Source organism: Mycobacterium palustre (assembly GCF_002101785.1).
Lineage (GTDB): Bacteria > Actinomycetota > Actinomycetes > Mycobacteriales > Mycobacteriaceae > Mycobacterium > Mycobacterium palustre.
This window is the reverse complement of record NZ_LQPJ01000107.1, coordinates 1-14,209: the sequence shown is the minus strand read 5'-3', so window position 1 is coordinate 14,209 and position 14,209 is coordinate 1. Positions and strand designations below refer to the sequence as shown.

Below are 14,209 nucleotides of genomic sequence, written 5' to 3'. Positions count from 1 at the left end.
GGCATGCGCCGCAGGCGATTTCGGGGGCGCTAGCCGCCAGCCGGCGATTGCAGGCTTTCGACGTCGTTCTTGATCGCCGCGATCGCGTCGACCGGCGTGAGGTTCTGGCCCTGGCTGTTCTGGCCGAGCTGCGGCCAGCCGGCGCCGTCGGGACCGCGCAGCTGGTCCCAGATGTCGCGGACCTTGCTCAGCAGCTCGGCCTGCTCGTCGTCGGTGAGCGCCATCAGCCATCCTCCGTTCGTCGTGATGCCGCAGGCGGCGGCGAATTCTTGCGGTGTGAGCCCGTCGGCGGAATTCATGTCGCACCTGCCGAACGGTGGACACCCCTGCGGCAGGTTGGGGCTGTAGCCGGTCCCGTCGGTGTACTGGTGTGCGACCTGGCCGGGAAGGTTCGGGTTGGACCCGTACCCGGCCCCGATGACCCGCAAACCCTGCGGACGCGTCCGCCACATGGTCGAGAAGTCATATGCGTTGGCGTACCCGATGATTCGCGCGGGCGAGCCGGCGTAGTCGGCCAGGTTCCAGTACAGGCTGTTGATCCAGCTCGATCCGTCACCCGGCGGGTTGCCGCCCGCTTCGACGTCGAGCATCAGCGCCACCCGTGGGTGCAGGCCGCCGGCCGCGTCGATCATCGAGCGCACGGTGTCGGCATTCGCCGACCAGTTGGGGCGCGCGTAGGTGTACACGATCCCGAACGTCAGCCGTCCGCTGTCCAACGCGCGGCGCATCCACGCGTAGTTGGCCGCGAAGTTGTGATCTTGATAAGTACCGTCGCACACCCGGATGGAAAGCACCTGGTACGGGTACGAGTCATCCACGGGGACTTGGAATTCCGAGACGTCGGCGAACAGTGTGTCCGTCATCGCGTCAATCCCCCTTTACCGCAACGTCACTCGCCATGCTACCGATCTGGGCCGACGGCCCGATGGCGTCGGCGCGCCGGTAGTGTCGCGGCCATGGCTGATCGGCCGGCCCGGGTTGATGACGTGCATCGAATCGCCGCGTCGATGCCGCACGTCGCGCGTCTGGAAGGCCCGAAGGGCAACTCGATCTACCAGGTGGGCGGGAAGTCGTTCGTGTTCTTCCGTACTCCGCAGCCCGACGCGGTCGACCCCACCGGCGAACGCTACGCCGACGTGATCATGCTCTGGGTGGAGTCCGAAAGCGACAAGCTGGCGCTCGTCCAGGATCCGAGCTCGCCGTTCTTCACCACGAGCCGTTTCGACGGGCACCCCTCGGTGTTGGTGCGGGCGAGCCGGTTGCCCGAGATCACCACCACCGAATTGACCGAACTGATCCAGGATGCGTGGCTGTCGCGGGCGTCGAAGAGGCGCGCCGACAAGTGGCTCGCCGACCATTCTTAGCGTCGCGGTCTATTCAACCGGGCGCGCCCCGGTAGGCATCAACGATGTTTAGGCACGAGTCGAAGGGGTAACGCTAGGCCCACGGGAAATTTTCTCGAACACAATGGAGGTCACCATGCGTGGTCGCGGAGTGATCGGCGCGGTTGTCCTGGTGTGGTTGCTCATCGGAGTTTTCGCGGCGTACCAGCGCGACTACTTCAAGGGCGGGTCAACGGATTGTGTCACTGCGGGAAACATCGCGTTGACAGTCGTCGCGGGTCCATTGAACTACGCGGGGGTTAATCCGAAAGTCAAGGATTGCCGCGTCCCGAAGCCCAGTTCAATGCACGCAATCAACCTCTAACCCCTCACAAAAAGGAAGTCGAAATGATCATCTTAGGAATTGTCCTACTTGTTCTCGGATTTATCTTCGGCATTCACCTGTTATGGGTGCTCGGCATCGTCCTGCTCGTCATCGGCGCGGTGCTGTGGATCATGGGTTCGGTGGGCCGCCCGGTCGCCGGCAGGCGTTATTGGTATTAGGCATCGGCCGCAACGGGGTCGCGTGACTGCTCGGCGGTCACGCGCTCTTTTCACAGGACACGCAAAGCAACGCCATAGCGTCGGCTCAGTCGGCTGCGGATACTAGAACGTGTGACGCAGTCCCGAGCCTCGGTCGAGCGGGTGGTCATGTGCCGCGCCGACGGCAACCCCATCAACGTGCTCGTCGTCGATGACGAAGCGGTATTGGCCGAAATGGTGTCCATGGCATTGCGGTACGAGGGCTGGAACATCTCCACCGCCGGAGACGGAGCGGCGGCCATCGCGGCGGCCCGCACCCAGCGCCCCGACGTGGTCGTTCTCGACGTGATGCTGCCCGACATGAGCGGGCTCGACGTGCTGCACAAGCTTCGCGAGGAGAACCCGCAGCTGCCGGTGCTATTGCTGACGGCCAAGGACGCGGTGGAAGACCGGATCGCCGGGTTGACCGCGGGCGGCGACGACTACGTGACCAAACCGTTCAGCATCGAAGAGGTGGTGCTGCGGTTGCGCGCGCTGCTGCGTCGCACCGGGGTGACGACGGTGGACAGCGGGGCGCAGCTGGTGGTCGGGGACCTGGTGCTCGACGAGGACAGTCACGAGGTGACACGCGCCGGCGAGCCGATCTCGTTGACCTCCACCGAGTTTGAGCTGCTTCGGTTCATGATGCGCAACTCCAAGCGGGTGCTGAGCAAGGCCCAGATCCTGGACCGGGTGTGGAGTTACGACTTCGGCGGACGCTCCAACATCGTCGAGCTCTACATTTCCTACCTGCGCAAGAAGATCGACAACGGGCGCGAACCGATGATTCATACGCTGCGCGGCGCGGGCTATGTCCTCAAGCCGGCCCGCTAAGACACGGCGAGTCTGGTCCCTTCGGCTGCGGCTGCTGGTCGGGCAGATCGTCGTGCTGGCGGCCGTCTGCGTGGGCATCACCGCGGCGACCGAGCTGGCGCTGCTGCATCACCTGGTCGCGCAGCTCGACGGGCAACTCGCCGGCACGTCGTACCGCTCGGCGCTTATGTACCCCGAACCGAAACGGCCGGGCTGGCACCACTTCTATCCCCGGCCGGGGCCGGGTCCCCGTTTCCTCGACGCCCCGGGCCAGCCCGCCGGCATGGTGGCCGCGGTGATCAGCAACGGCCAGGCGGTCGACGCCGGCTACCTGACGAGCTCCGGTTCCCGGGCGGCGCTGACGCAGACCGCCCAGGATCAACTGGAACGCATCGCCGGCAGCCGTACGCCGCAGACGGTGAACCTCGACGCCCTGGGTCGTTACCGGGTGGTCGCCGCCCCGAGCCGCAGCGGCGGCGACGTCATCGTCACCGGCCTGTCGATGGCCAACGTCGACGCCACGATGATCCGGATGCTGGTCATCCTCGGGATCGTCACCGTGATCGCGCTCGCCGCGGCGACGACCGCCGGCATCGTCATCATCCGGCGCGCGCTCGCGCCGCTGCGTCGCGTCGCCCAAACCGCAAGCCAGGTGGTCGAATTGCCGCTCGACCGCGGCGAGGTCGAACTGCCCGTGCGGGTGCCCGAATCCGACGCGAACCCGTCCACCGAGGTCGGCCAGCTCGGGTCGGCGCTCAACCGGATGCTCGACCACATCGCGGCCGCGCTGTCGGCGCGGCAGGCGAGCGAAACCCGGGTCCGCCAATTCGTCGCCGACGCCAGCCACGAATTGCGAACCCCGCTCGCCGCCATCCGCGGCTACACCGAACTCACGCAACGGATGGGCGACGACCGCGAAGCCGTGGCCCACGCGATGAGCCGGGTGGCGTCCGAGACCCAGCGCATCACCCGCCTCGTCGAGGACCTGCTGTTACTGGCCCGCCTGGACTCCGGCCGGCCGCTGGAGCGCGAACCCGTGGACCTGTCGCGGCTGGCGGTGGACGCGGTCAGCGACGCCCACGTCGCGGGGCCCGACCATCAATGGGAACTCGACCTGCCCGAGGAGCCCGTCGTCGTCACCGGCGATGCGGCGCGGCTGCACCAGGTGCTGACCAACCTGCTCGCCAACGCCCGGGTGCACACCGCCGCCGGCACCGTCGTGACGACCCGGCTGAGCACCGAGCCGACGCACAGCGTGCTGCAGGTGATCGACAACGGGCCCGGCATTCCTCCGGCGCTGCAGTCCGAGGTCTTCGAGCGCTTCGCCCGCGGCGATTCCTCGCGTTCCCGCAAGGGCGGCAGCACCGGGCTGGGCCTGGCGATCGTCTCCGCCGTCGTCCGGGCGCACAACGGGACGATCACCGTGAACAGCTCACCCGGCCATACCGAGTTCACGGTGCGGTTGCCACTCGACGGGTGGCAACCGCCCGCGTCGTCACCGGGTTAGTTGCAGGTCGCGTCGATCTCGAACGGCTTGTTCACCTGCTGCGTCGGGTTGGCCATGTCGGTGCCGGTGGCATTGCCGGTGACCTTGTAGGTGTTGCCGTCCTTGGTGGCCGAGGCGTTGCCCTGACCGCCCTGCGCGTACTGCAGGGTCACGCCGTTGACGTCGCCGAGTTGGACCGCCTTCACGGTGGGCGGGCTGGCGTCGGCGAGCACGACGCTGATCCCGGTCGTGTTCCCGCCGACCGCGATGGTGATGTTGCCGCCGGCTTTGGTGCAGACAGTGGTGCCCTGAACGTTCTGGTCCTTGCCGTCAATGATCACCTTCGACGAGTTGTTGCCGCCGGCCGAGACGGCGCCTCCCGGCACCGAGGTCGAGATGCCGTTCGACTTGTTGCCCGAACACCCCGATAGCCCGGCAACCAGAATCGCCGCTCCAGCCGCGGCGACAGTCAGTCCACGCTTCACCTGTTCTCCTTTGCCCAATTGTTGCGGCCCTCGGCATCGAAGGCCGTCCAGGCAGTATGCGTGTTTGCCGGGCCGCGTACGAGAGGTTCGATGAAAATTCTTTCCGAACGCCGAAGAGGCGCACGGTGGCAAGCTATTGCCGGTGCAACCCAAACCTCCCACCGCGGTCATCGAGGCCGCCCATCGCGACCACGTCCTGCCGCTTGACGACACGGCGGATTTCGACGACGCCGACCGCGGGTTCATCGCGGCCCTGTCCCCGTGCGTCGTCACCGCGGCCGACGGCCGCGTCGTCTGGGACAACGACGCCTATTCCTTCCTGGGCGGCGCCGCGCCGCCGTCGGTGCACCCGAGCCTGTGGCGGCAGTCGACCCTGACGGCCAAGCACGGCCTCTACGAAGTGGTGCCGGGGATCTACCAGGTCCGCGGTTTGGACCTTTCGAACATCACCTTCGTCGAGGGCGACGCCGGCGTCATCGTCATCGATCCGCTGATCTCGACCGAGGTCGCCGCGGCGGCGCTGGCCCTGTATCGCGCCCACCGCGGCGGCGAGCGTCCCGTGGTCGCGGTGATCTACACCCACAGCCACGTCGACCATTTCGGCGGCGTGCTGGGCGTGACCTCGCAGGCCGAGGTGGACAGCGGCGCGGTGGCCGTGTTGGCGCCCGAAGGCTTCATCGAGCACGCCGTGCAGGAGAACGTCTATGCCGGCCCGGCGATGACGCGCCGGGCCACCTACATGTACGGCACGCTGCTCGCCCGCGGGCCGCGGGGCCATGTCGGCTGCGGGCTGGGCCAGGCCACGTCGACCGGTGAGGTGGCCGTCATCGTCCCGACCGTCGTCATCGGGCGGACCGGTGAGACGCACACCATCGACGGGGTAGAGATCGAGTTCCAGATGGCGCCCGGCACCGAGGCCCCCGCCGAAATGCATTTCTACTTCCCGCGATTCCGCGCGCTGTGCATGGCCGAGAACGCCACCCACAACCTGCACAACCTGTTGACCCTGCGCGGCGCGCTGGTGCGCGACCCGCACGCCTGGTCCGGCTACCTCACCGAGGCCATCGACACCTTCGCCGGCCGCGCCGACGTGGTGTTCGCCTCCCATCACTGGCCGACCTGGGGCCGCGACAACATCGTGGAATACCTTTCGCTGCAACGCGACCTGTACGCCTACCTGCACGACCAGACGCTCCGGCTGCTCAACCGGGGCTACACCGGGGAAGAGATCGCCGAGATGTTCCAAATGCCGCCGGCGCTGGAGCGGGCCTGGCACACCCACGGCTACTACGGGTCGGTCAGCCACAACGTCAAGGCGGTCTACCAGCGCTACATGGGGTGGTTCGACGGCAACCCGGCCCGGCTGTGGCCCCATCCCCCCGAGGCGCTCGCGCCGCGGTACGTCGAGGCGATGGGCGGGATCGACCGGGTCGTCGAGCTGGCCCAGGCGGCCTTCGACAGCGGCGACTTCCGTTGGGCGGCAACGCTATTGGATCACGCAATCTTCACCGACAGCGAGCACGGCGCCGCCCGCGCGCTGTACGCCGACACCTTTGAGCAACTGGCCTACGGCGCCGAGAACGCGATCTGGCGCAACTTCTTTTTGAGCGGCGCCACCGAGTTGCGCGACGGCAACTTCGGCACCGCGACCACCACCACGTCGATGTCGATGCTCGCCCAGCTGACGCCGGAGCAGATCTTCGACAGCCTGGCCATCCGGGTCGACGGGCCGCGCAGCTGGGACCTCGACGTCGCCACCGACATCACCTTCGCCGACGCGGCGACGAACTACCGCCTCACCCTGCGCAACGACGTGCTCGTCTACCGCAAGGTGGCCGCCGACCCCGCCACGGCGACCGTTACCGTCACGCTGGACAACAAGATTCGGCTGCTCGGGGTGGCGATGGGCGACTTCAGCTCGCCCGGGCTCACGATATCCGGTGACGTGTCGGCCCTGCAGGCGTTCCTCGGTGCGCTCGACCAGCCCGACCCCAACTTCAACATCGTCACGCCGTAGCTTTCTTCGCGGGCTAAGGCGCCACGTCGATGACCACCTTGCCCAACACCTTGCGCTCGGCCACGTGGCGCAGCGCGGCCGCGGTCTCGGTGAGCGGGAACCGCGCGCCGATGTAGGGCCGGATCGTGCCGGCGGCGAACATCCGCTCCAGCTCGGCCATGTCGCGCGCGGCGTCGTCGGGCCGATCGCCCATGAAGGTGCGGATCTCCATGCCGCGGATCGCAATCCCTTTGAGCAGAACGAGATTCAGCGGTATGGACGGGATGGCGCCCGAGGCGTAGCCGAGCGTGACGAAGGTCCCGCCGCGGGCGAGCCCACGCAGCGCGGGCTCCGAGTAGCCGCCGCCGACCGGGTCGAGGACCACCCGGGCGGCGTCGCCGGTGAGCTCGCGGATGCGGGCCTTGAGGTCCTCGCGGTCGTAGTCGACGGTGGCCTCGGCGCCGCGCCGGCGGCACAGCTCGAGCTTTTCGGGGCTGGATGCGGCCGCCAGTACCCGGGCGTTCATGGCCACCGCGAGGTCGACGGCCGCCAGCCCGACACCGCCGGCTGCGCCCAGCACCACCACCCAATCGCCTTGCGCCACTTCGGCGATCGACCGCAGCGCGTGATAGGCGGTGCGGTAGGTGACGCCGAACGCCGCGGCCGAGGCGAAGTCGGCGCCGTCGGGTATCGGCGCCACCGACGACGCATGGAGCAGGGCCCGCTCGGCGAACGCCCCGGTCGGCGTGGTCGCGAAGACCCGCTGCCCCGGGCGAAACGGCGCGCCGTCGCCGACGGCCACCACCTCGCCGGCCAGTTCACTGCCCGGGACGAACGGTACCGGAATCTTGACCTGGTACTTGCCGGCGATCAACAGCACGTCGGGGAAGTTGACCGCCGCCGCGCGCACCCCGACCACCACCTGGCCGGGGCCGGGGACAGGCTCGGCCACGTCGTCGATGACCAGGTCTTCCGGCGCGCCGTAGGACCGGCAGACGGCGGCACGCATCAGTCGACCCCCAGCCCGTTCAGGCAGAACCGCACCACGTGGGCGATGTCGTCGGGACCGGGCCGGTCGGTCGAATTCATGTAGCGCCCCATGGTCGCCGCCGTGCAGCAGAACACCGCCTCGACGTCGCGCTCGACGTCGGCGCTGCCCAGCTCGGTGACCGGTTCGATCAGCAGATCGCGCAGCGGCCGCATCATTTCGTGGTCGGCCGCGCGCCAGTTGGCCGGTGACATCTGCCCGGCGGCCGCGCGGGTCTTGGTGATCAGGTGCGGGTCGGCGACCTGTGCCAGGGTGCCCTCGATCCAGCGCGCGATCTTGTCGCGCGGCTTGGATTCCTTGGCCAGCTGGTGCCGAAGGTAGGACTCCACGATCGCCACCCCGCGTTCCATGACGGCCAGGATGAGGTCGTCCTTGCCGGCGAAATAACGGTAGAACGCCTTGTTCGACGAGCCGGCCTCGGCAACGATGTCGCTGACGCGCGGCGCCTCGGGCGCCACCCGTTCCATCACCCGCACCGCGGCCGCCAGGATGCGCTCCACCTCCTCGGTGGCCTCGCGCTGGCGTTCGTCGAGCGCCCGCTCGACGGCCGCCGCCACCCTACTGGCCAACGAGGTCGCCGTACTTGGCCCGGGCCGCTTCGCGGCGAACGTCCAGCATTTCGCACGGCCAGTCGCCCTCTTCGGCGTCGTAACCCTTGAGCAGCATCCGGGCCAGGTTGACCTTGTGCGCCTCGGTGGGACCGTCGGCCAGGCCCAGCGCGATGCCGCCGAGCAGCACGTTGACCAGCGGCAGCTGATCGGTGAGCCCGAGCGCGCCGTGCACCTGGATCGCGCGCATCGCAATGGATTTGAGGACCTGCGAGGCCAGGATCTTGCAGGCGGCGATCTCCGTGCGCGCGGCCTGCTCGTCGCCGTTGTCGATCAGCCACGCGGCGTGCAGCACGGTGAGGCGGAACGGGACCAACTCGGTGTAGGAGTCGGCGACGAACTCCTGCACCAGCTGCTTGTCGGCCAGCGAACTGCCTTGGGTGAAGCGGCTTTTCGCGCGCCGCGACATCATCTCCACGGCGCGCTGGGCCATCCCGATGGAGCGCATCGCGTGATGCAGCCGGCCGCCGGCCAGCCGGGTCTGCAGGATCAGAAAGCCCTGCCCGGGCTCGCCGAGCAGGGCGTCGGCGCCCACCCGCACCCCGTCGTAGCGCACCAGCGAATGACCCGGCTCGTGCGGGGCCGCGCCGACCAGGTGGTGGTTGGCTTCCAGAATCAGTCCCGGGGTTTCGGCGGGAACCAAAAACGTCGATGCGCCGCGATGCACCGGCACGTCGGGATCGGTGATCGCCACGACGATGAAGAACGACGCGACGGAAGCGTTGGAGGAGAAGTACTTTCGACCGGTAATCACCCAATCGTCACCGTCGCGCACCGCCCGGGTGGTGAAGACCCGCGGGTCGGCGCCGCCCTGCGGCTCGGTCATCGAGAAGCACGAGAAGATCTCGCCCGACAACAGGCCGGACAGGTAGCGGTCCTTCTGTTCCTGGGTGCCGAACCGCGCGATGATCTCGGCGTTGCCGGTATCGGGCGCCTGCGTTCCGAACACGATGGGCGCCCACGGGCTGCGGCCCAGGATCTCGTTGATCAACGTCAGCTTGACCGCCCCGAAGCCCTGCCCGCCCAGCTCGGGGCCCAAATGCGGCGCCCACAATCCCTGCTCGCGCACCTGCTGTTTGAGCGGGTCGACGATGCGGCGCCGCTCGTCGTTGAGCGGCAGGAACTCACAGCCCGGGAACAGCACCTCGAGGGGCTCCACCTCCTCGCGCACGAACTCGCGGATCCAGTCGAGCTTCTTCTCGAACTCCGGTTCGGTGGAAAAGTCCCAAGGCATTCGAATACTCCTAGCTGTCAGGGGATCCCGCCATCGGCCCGCAGGATGGAGCCGGTGGTGAAGCTGGACGCGTCGGACGCCAAAAACAGGGCGGCGCCGACGATTTCCCGCGGGTCTCCGGCGCGCTTCAAAAAAAGATGCCCGAAGTTGTCGCCGTCGCCCAGGTTCCAGGACTTGCTCACGTCGGTCAGGTAGGGGCCGGCCATCAGCGTGTTGACCCGAACGGTCGGCCCCAGGGCCTGCGCCAGCCCCTCGGTCATGGCGTTGAGCCCGGCCTTGGCCGCGGCGTAGGGAATGATGCCGCCGTTGGGCCGCAGCGAGCCGGTCGAGCTCACGTTGATGATCGCGCCGCGGCCGGCGGCCACCATCCGCTCGCCGATCAACGCCGACAACCGGAACGGGCCCTTGAGGTTCAGGTTGACCACCGCGTCGAACAGCTTCTCGGTGACGTCGGTCAGCTTGTCGTACAGCGGCGACATGCCCGCGTTGTTGATCAACGTGTCCACCTTGCCGAAGCGCGCGTACGTCGCGTCGACCAGTCCGTCGAGCTGATCCCAGCGGCCCACGTGCACCTGATACGGCATGGCCGCGCGGCCCGTCTCGGCCTCGATCTTTTTGGCGGTGGACACGCAGTTGTCGAAGTTGCGGCTGGCGATCACCACGTCGGCGCCGCAGCGCGCGGCGGCGAACGCCATCTCGCGGCCCAGGCCGCGGCTGCCGCCGGTGATCAGCACTACCCGATCGGTCAGGTCGAAAAGCTGGTCGGCGTACCCCTTTTCAGCGCCCATTTCAGCGTGCCTTGGGCTGCGACCGGGCCAGCTCGGCGGCCGTGGCGATCAGCTGCGGGATCATCGCCCCGAAGGTCTCGGTGAGCTTGGGGTCCACCTTCTGGGTGCGCACCCCGGCCGCATACGTCTTCTCCAGCACGATCCCCAGCTTCCAGTTGGCCAGCACCAGGTAGTAGTCGATGTTCTCGGTGGAAAGCCCGCTGAACTTCTCGTAGTGCTCGAGCAGCTCGCTGCGGGTCGGCATCCCGCGCATGTCGAGATAGAACCCGTCGGCGCGGGGCTCCTCGCCGTCGTAACCCAGCAGGGCCCACGCGAGGTCCAGCAGGGGGTCGCCGACCGTCGTCATCTCCCAGTCGACGATCGCGGCCAAGCGCGCCGGCGCGCCGTGGGCGAACATCACGTTGGCGAACTGGTAGTCGCCGTGCATGATGCCGGGCCGGTAGCGCGCCGGCCGGTTGTTGCGCAGCCAGTCGGCGGCCTCGTGCAGGCCGGGCAGTTCGCGCACCCGATAGGCGTCGAGGAACTTCAGCCAGCGGTCGACCTGTCGCTCGTGGAACCCGTCGGGCCGACCGAACCCCTCCAGGCCTTGACCGCGCCAGTCCACCCGGCCCAGCTTCGCCGCGCCCTCGACCAATTGGAACGCCAGCCCGCGGCGCGCCGCCAGGTCGGCGTCGAACGGCGCCTGCCACCCGCCGTCCATCGGGCTCCACCCGTCGATCGCCTGCATCACGTAGAACGGCAGGCCCAGCACGTCGCCCGTGTCGTCGGCGGCGATCAGCGCCGCGTGTGGCACGTCGGTGCCTGACAGCGCGCGCACCAGCCGGATCTCGCGCAGCAGCCCGTCGATGCGGGCGGCGTCGGCGCGGGCGCCGGGCATGCGGAGCACCATGCGTTCGCCGCCCCGCTCGATCAGATAGAGGGTGTTCTGCGACCCGCCCTTCAGCTGCCGGAGAACCGGTTGTTCGCCGCCGCCCGGGGCGCCGCGCGCATCGAGCCAGCGGGCGAGGACGTCCGCCTCCAACTGCGTTTCGCCGAGACTCGTCATTGTGCACACCCCAATCTCCCCGTGGAGAATAGCATTCTCTGGCGGGCTGTCTAGGTGGGCTTGTGCGCGCTGAGGAGGAAGCCCGGGGCCATGAAGTGGCCTTTGTCGTCGCGTTCGACGTCGGGCAAGGGCTCACCGGCGGCCGCGAGCGCACCGGCGTTGCCGTACAGCTTGGCGGGACGCAGGTCGTCGACGTGCCAGAGCTGCGCGACGGCGCCGTGCAGCTCGGTCTCGGTAAAGCCGCGCGGGCCGGGGCGGTCAGCGCTCTGGGGCCCCAGCGCCCCCGCGGCGAACGCCAGGATGTACAGCGAGGCCCCCGGCGCGGCCGCGCGGAGGATCGACCGCAGGTAGTCCTGGCGCTTCTCGGGCGGCAGCGCATGGAAGCAACCGCTGTCGAAGATGGTGGAGAAGCGGCCGTCATACCCGCCGAAGTCGGTGACGTCGGCCTGCGCGAAGGTCGCCCTCGTCAGTCCCCGTTCGGCCGCCGCGGCCGCCGCGGCCGCGACCGCCGCCGCGCTGGCATCCAGACCGACCACCGTGTAGCCGCGCGCGGCCAGCTCCAGCGACAGCGCGGCGTGCCCGCAGCCGGCGTCCAGCACGTCGCTTCGGACCTTGCCGTCCTCGATCAGCGCGGCCAGCTCGGGCTGCGGCCGGCCGATGCTCCACGGGGGCGGGGTGTCCTGTCGATAGGCGGCGTCCCAGTCCATGATCGGTTGGCTCATCTGTCCTCCTTCCGGTCGAGCGGCACGCGTGCGGTAGAGAGTTAACGACGCTCCCACCACCCCATGACGACAGGAGCAAAGATGCAAGTGCTTTTGGTCCGGCACGCGCTGCCGCTGCGCAGCGAACACGGCGAGGGCTCCGACCCGGAGCTGTCGGAGCAGGGGCGCCAGCAGGTCGAGCGATTGCCCGAGGCGCTCGCCAGGTTCCCCATCTCGCGGGTGGTGAGCAGCCCGCAGCGCCGCGCCGTTCAGACCGCCGCGCCGGTGGCCGCGGCGCGGCGGCTTGCCGTCGAGATCGACGATCGCTTCGCCGAATACGACCGCGACCTCCCGCTGTACATCCCCGTGGAACAGGTCCGCGAGGAACGGCCCGAGGAATGGGCGCGGCTCGCGCAGGGACACCTGCCCAGCGCGGTCGACGAGGACGCGTTTCGTGCGCGCGTCCGCGCCGCCGTCGACGACCTGGTCTGCGCCGCCGACCCTCAGGACACCGTCGCGGTGTTCAGCCACGGCGGAGTGATCAACGTGCTGCTGCACGAGATCCTCGGTACCGCCCGGCTGTTGTCGTTTCCCGTCGACTACGCCTCGGTGACGCGGTTGTTGTTCTCGCGGTCTGGCCAGGCGAGCGTGGCCGGCGTCAACTGCACCGAGCACGTGTGGGACCTGTTGCCGCGGAACCAGCGGTGAGTGGTCGCCGTACGCGGTGGTAAACAAGTCCGGTGACTTCCGCTGACCGACTCGAAGGGCTCGACCTGGGCTCGCTGGACCGGTATCTGCGCTCGCTCGGCATCGAACGCGAGGGCGAGTTGCGGGCCGAGTTCATCTCCGGTGGCCGCTCGAACCTGACGTTCCGGGTCTACGACGACGCGGCGGACTGGCTGGTGCGGCGCCCGCCGCTGCACGGGCTGACGCCGTCGGCGCACGACATGGCGCGCGAGTACAAGGTGGTCGCCGCGCTGCAGGACACACCGGTGCCGGTGGCGCGCGCGATCGCGCTGTGCCAGGACGATTCCGTGCTGGGCGCGCCGTTCCAGATCGTCGAATTCGTGGCGGGGCAGGTGGTGCGGCGGCGCCAGCAGCTCGAAGCGTTCAGCCACACCGTGATCGACGGCTGCGTCGACTCGCTGATCCGGGTGCTCGTCGAGCTGCACAGCATCGATCCGAACGCGGTGGGGCTGGCCGACTTCGGCAAACCCAGCGGCTATCTGGAGCGCCAGGTGCGACGCTGGGGTTCGCAGTGGGAGCTGGTACGGCTGCCCGACGACCCCCGCGACGCCGACGTCGAGCGGCTGCATTCCGGTCTGCGCCAAGCCATTCCGCAGCAGGGCCGCACCTCGATCGTGCACGGCGATTACCGGATCGACAACGCCATCCTGGACCTCGACGATCCGACGCGGGTGCGCGCCGTGGTGGACTGGGAGCTTTCGACGCTGGGCGACCCGCTCTCCGACGCGGCGCTGATGTGCGTGTACCGCGACCCGGCGCTGGACCTGATCGTCAACGCCCAGGCGGCCTGGACCTCACCGCTGGTGCCGACCGCCGACGAGCTGGCGGACCGCTACTCGCTGGTGGCCGGCCTGCCGCTGGCGCACTGGGAGTTCTACATTGCGCTGGCGTACTTCAAGCTCGCCATCATCGCGGCCGGCATCGACTTCCGGCGGCGGATGGCGGAGCTGGCTCAGGGCAAGGACGACACGTCGGACCAGCAGCCCGAGGTGGTGGCCCCGCTGATCTCGCGTGGGCTGGCCGAGCTGGCCAAACTGCCGAGTTAGACCGGCCGCGCGGCGGGGCGCTTCTTGGCCGCGCGGCGCAGCTGAATGATCCGCGCGGTGCCCGCGGCGACGGTGATCAGGCCGCCCACCACCGCCGCCAGCAGGATCGACACGCCCAGCGGCAGGCTCCAGTGCCAGGCCAGGAACGTAATCGGGGTCGACGTCGTGTTCTGGGCTATGAAGATCAGCAACAAGATCAGGATCAGGAACCCGGCGATCAGAAACAACCACAGGGCGCCGGCGCGAGTGAACCCGATGGCCGGGTCCTTGGATTTCCCGCGCGGAGCGGGCGGGGGCGGGGGAGGCGG

Annotated in this window: 17 protein-coding genes; 8 read left to right on the top strand and 9 right to left on the bottom strand. The window is 68.8% G+C overall.

Going from position 1 to position 14,209, the window contains the following annotated elements:
- Nucleotides 1-29: 29 nt before the first annotated feature.
- Nucleotides 30-863 carry a glycoside hydrolase family 25 domain-containing protein gene (locus tag AWC19_RS15410; RefSeq protein ID WP_085078932.1) on the bottom strand — a complete coding sequence of 278 codons (834 nt, stop codon included), beginning with the start codon at nt 861-863 and terminating at the stop codon, nt 30-32.
- A gap of 93 nt (nt 864-956) precedes the next feature.
- On the opposite strand from AWC19_RS15410, the gene AWC19_RS15405 reads away from it, so the two are divergent.
- The 5 genes from AWC19_RS15405 to AWC19_RS15390 all read left to right on the top strand — a co-directional run bounded on the left by AWC19_RS15405 (nt 957) and on the right by AWC19_RS15390 (nt 4,224).
- On the top strand, nt 957-1,364 hold the full coding sequence (locus tag AWC19_RS15405; RefSeq protein WP_085078931.1) for an MmcQ/YjbR family DNA-binding protein: 408 nt from the start codon (nt 957-959) through the stop codon (nt 1,362-1,364).
- Between the two features lie 103 nt (nt 1,365-1,467).
- Nucleotides 1,468-1,707, top strand: coding sequence for a hypothetical protein (locus tag AWC19_RS15400; protein ID WP_085078930.1), 240 nt, complete (start codon nt 1,468-1,470; stop codon nt 1,705-1,707).
- Between the two features lie 23 nt (nt 1,708-1,730).
- Nucleotides 1,731-1,886, top strand: coding sequence for a DUF6131 family protein (locus AWC19_RS29895; RefSeq protein WP_169718119.1), 156 nt, complete (start codon nt 1,731-1,733; stop codon nt 1,884-1,886).
- A gap of 147 nt (nt 1,887-2,033) precedes the next feature.
- A complete protein-coding gene (gene tcrX, locus AWC19_RS15395) occupies nt 2,034-2,738 on the top strand; it encodes a two-component system response regulator TcrX (RefSeq protein ID WP_085079011.1) in 705 nt (234 codons plus the stop codon).
- On the top strand, nt 2,716-4,224 hold the full coding sequence (locus AWC19_RS15390; protein WP_085078929.1) for a sensor histidine kinase: 1,509 nt from the start codon (nt 2,716-2,718) through the stop codon (nt 4,222-4,224). The genes tcrX and AWC19_RS15390 overlap by 23 nt, the downstream gene beginning before the upstream one ends.
- On the opposite strand, the gene AWC19_RS15385 is transcribed toward AWC19_RS15390, so the two are convergent.
- Nucleotides 4,221-4,688 (bottom strand): lipoprotein LpqH, encoded by a 468-nt coding sequence (locus tag AWC19_RS15385; protein WP_085079010.1) that lies wholly within the window; start codon nt 4,686-4,688, stop codon nt 4,221-4,223. The genes AWC19_RS15390 and AWC19_RS15385 overlap by 4 nt on opposite strands.
- Before the next feature lie 136 nt (nt 4,689-4,824).
- Between AWC19_RS15385 and AWC19_RS15380 the strand changes: the two genes are divergently transcribed.
- On the top strand, nt 4,825-6,705 hold the full coding sequence (locus tag AWC19_RS15380) for an alkyl/aryl-sulfatase (protein WP_085078928.1): 1,881 nt from the start codon (nt 4,825-4,827) through the stop codon (nt 6,703-6,705).
- 13 nt (nt 6,706-6,718) lie between these two features.
- Here AWC19_RS15380 and AWC19_RS15375 read toward each other — a convergent pair whose 3' ends face one another.
- From AWC19_RS15375 to AWC19_RS15350, 6 genes are read right to left on the bottom strand one after another with little or no spacing between them, the layout of a single operon-like run.
- Nucleotides 6,719-7,693 carry an NADPH:quinone oxidoreductase family protein gene (locus AWC19_RS15375; RefSeq protein WP_085078927.1) on the bottom strand — a complete coding sequence of 325 codons (975 nt, stop codon included), beginning with the start codon at nt 7,691-7,693 and terminating at the stop codon, nt 6,719-6,721.
- Nucleotides 7,693-8,301: a TetR/AcrR family transcriptional regulator gene (locus tag AWC19_RS15370; RefSeq protein ID WP_085078926.1), complete on the bottom strand. Its 609-nt coding sequence runs from the start codon at nt 8,299-8,301 to the stop codon at nt 7,693-7,695. The genes AWC19_RS15375 and AWC19_RS15370 overlap by 1 nt, the downstream gene beginning before the upstream one ends.
- A complete protein-coding gene (locus tag AWC19_RS15365) occupies nt 8,291-9,574 on the bottom strand; it encodes an acyl-CoA dehydrogenase family protein (protein ID WP_085078925.1) in 1,284 nt (427 codons plus the stop codon). The genes AWC19_RS15370 and AWC19_RS15365 overlap by 11 nt, the downstream gene beginning before the upstream one ends.
- 17 nt (nt 9,575-9,591) lie before the next feature.
- Nucleotides 9,592-10,362 (bottom strand): SDR family NAD(P)-dependent oxidoreductase, encoded by a 771-nt coding sequence (locus AWC19_RS15360; RefSeq protein WP_085078924.1) that lies wholly within the window; start codon nt 10,360-10,362, stop codon nt 9,592-9,594.
- Between the two features lies 1 nt (nt 10,363).
- Entirely contained in the window at nt 10,364-11,407 is a 1,044-nt protein-coding gene (locus AWC19_RS15355) for a phosphotransferase family protein (protein WP_085078923.1), read from the bottom strand.
- A gap of 50 nt (nt 11,408-11,457) precedes the next feature.
- Nucleotides 11,458-12,129, bottom strand: a complete 672-nt coding sequence (locus AWC19_RS15350; RefSeq protein WP_085078922.1) for a class I SAM-dependent methyltransferase — start codon at nt 12,127-12,129, stop codon at nt 11,458-11,460.
- A gap of 81 nt (nt 12,130-12,210) precedes the next feature.
- On the opposite strand from AWC19_RS15350, the gene AWC19_RS15345 reads away from it, so the two are divergent.
- Together AWC19_RS15345 and AWC19_RS15340 are read left to right on the top strand one after the other, a co-directional pair.
- Nucleotides 12,211-12,816, top strand: a complete 606-nt coding sequence (locus AWC19_RS15345) for a histidine phosphatase family protein (protein ID WP_085078921.1) — start codon at nt 12,211-12,213, stop codon at nt 12,814-12,816.
- Nucleotides 12,817-12,848: 32 nt separating this feature from the next.
- Entirely contained in the window at nt 12,849-13,901 is a 1,053-nt protein-coding gene (locus tag AWC19_RS15340; protein WP_085078920.1) for a phosphotransferase family protein, read from the top strand.
- Here AWC19_RS15340 and AWC19_RS15335 read toward each other — a convergent pair.
- A partial coding sequence (locus AWC19_RS15335) for a LapA family protein (RefSeq protein WP_142281208.1) occupies nt 13,898-14,209 on the bottom strand: 312 nt, incomplete at its 5' end. The genes AWC19_RS15340 and AWC19_RS15335 overlap by 4 nt on opposite strands.

What these genes read in the sequence shown, in the direction of transcription:
- AWC19_RS15410 (WP_085078932.1), bottom strand. Translation starts at nt 863, where the DNA reads ATGACGGACACACTGTTCGCCGACGTCTCGGAATTCCAAGTCCCCGTG.
- AWC19_RS15405 (WP_085078931.1), top strand. Translation starts at nt 957, where the DNA reads ATGGCTGATCGGCCGGCCCGGGTTGATGACGTGCATCGAATCGCCGCG.
- AWC19_RS15400 (WP_085078930.1), top strand. Translation starts at nt 1,468, where the DNA reads ATGGAGGTCACCATGCGTGGTCGCGGAGTGATCGGCGCGGTTGTCCTG.
- AWC19_RS29895 (WP_169718119.1), top strand. Translation starts at nt 1,731, where the DNA reads ATGATCATCTTAGGAATTGTCCTACTTGTTCTCGGATTTATCTTCGGC.
- tcrX (WP_085079011.1), top strand. Translation starts at nt 2,034, where the DNA reads ATGTGCCGCGCCGACGGCAACCCCATCAACGTGCTCGTCGTCGATGAC.
- AWC19_RS15390 (WP_085078929.1), top strand. Translation starts at nt 2,716, where the DNA reads ATGTCCTCAAGCCGGCCCGCTAAGACACGGCGAGTCTGGTCCCTTCGG.
- AWC19_RS15375 (WP_085078927.1), bottom strand. Translation starts at nt 7,693, where the DNA reads ATGCGTGCCGCCGTCTGCCGGTCCTACGGCGCGCCGGAAGACCTGGTC.
- AWC19_RS15365 (WP_085078925.1), bottom strand. Translation starts at nt 9,574, where the DNA reads ATGCCTTGGGACTTTTCCACCGAACCGGAGTTCGAGAAGAAGCTCGAC.
- AWC19_RS15360 (WP_085078924.1), bottom strand. Translation starts at nt 10,362, where the DNA reads ATGGGCGCTGAAAAGGGGTACGCCGACCAGCTTTTCGACCTGACCGAT.
- AWC19_RS15355 (WP_085078923.1), bottom strand. Translation starts at nt 11,407, where the DNA reads ATGACGAGTCTCGGCGAAACGCAGTTGGAGGCGGACGTCCTCGCCCGC.
- AWC19_RS15350 (WP_085078922.1), bottom strand. Translation starts at nt 12,129, where the DNA reads ATGAGCCAACCGATCATGGACTGGGACGCCGCCTATCGACAGGACACC.
- AWC19_RS15345 (WP_085078921.1), top strand. Translation starts at nt 12,211, where the DNA reads ATGCAAGTGCTTTTGGTCCGGCACGCGCTGCCGCTGCGCAGCGAACAC.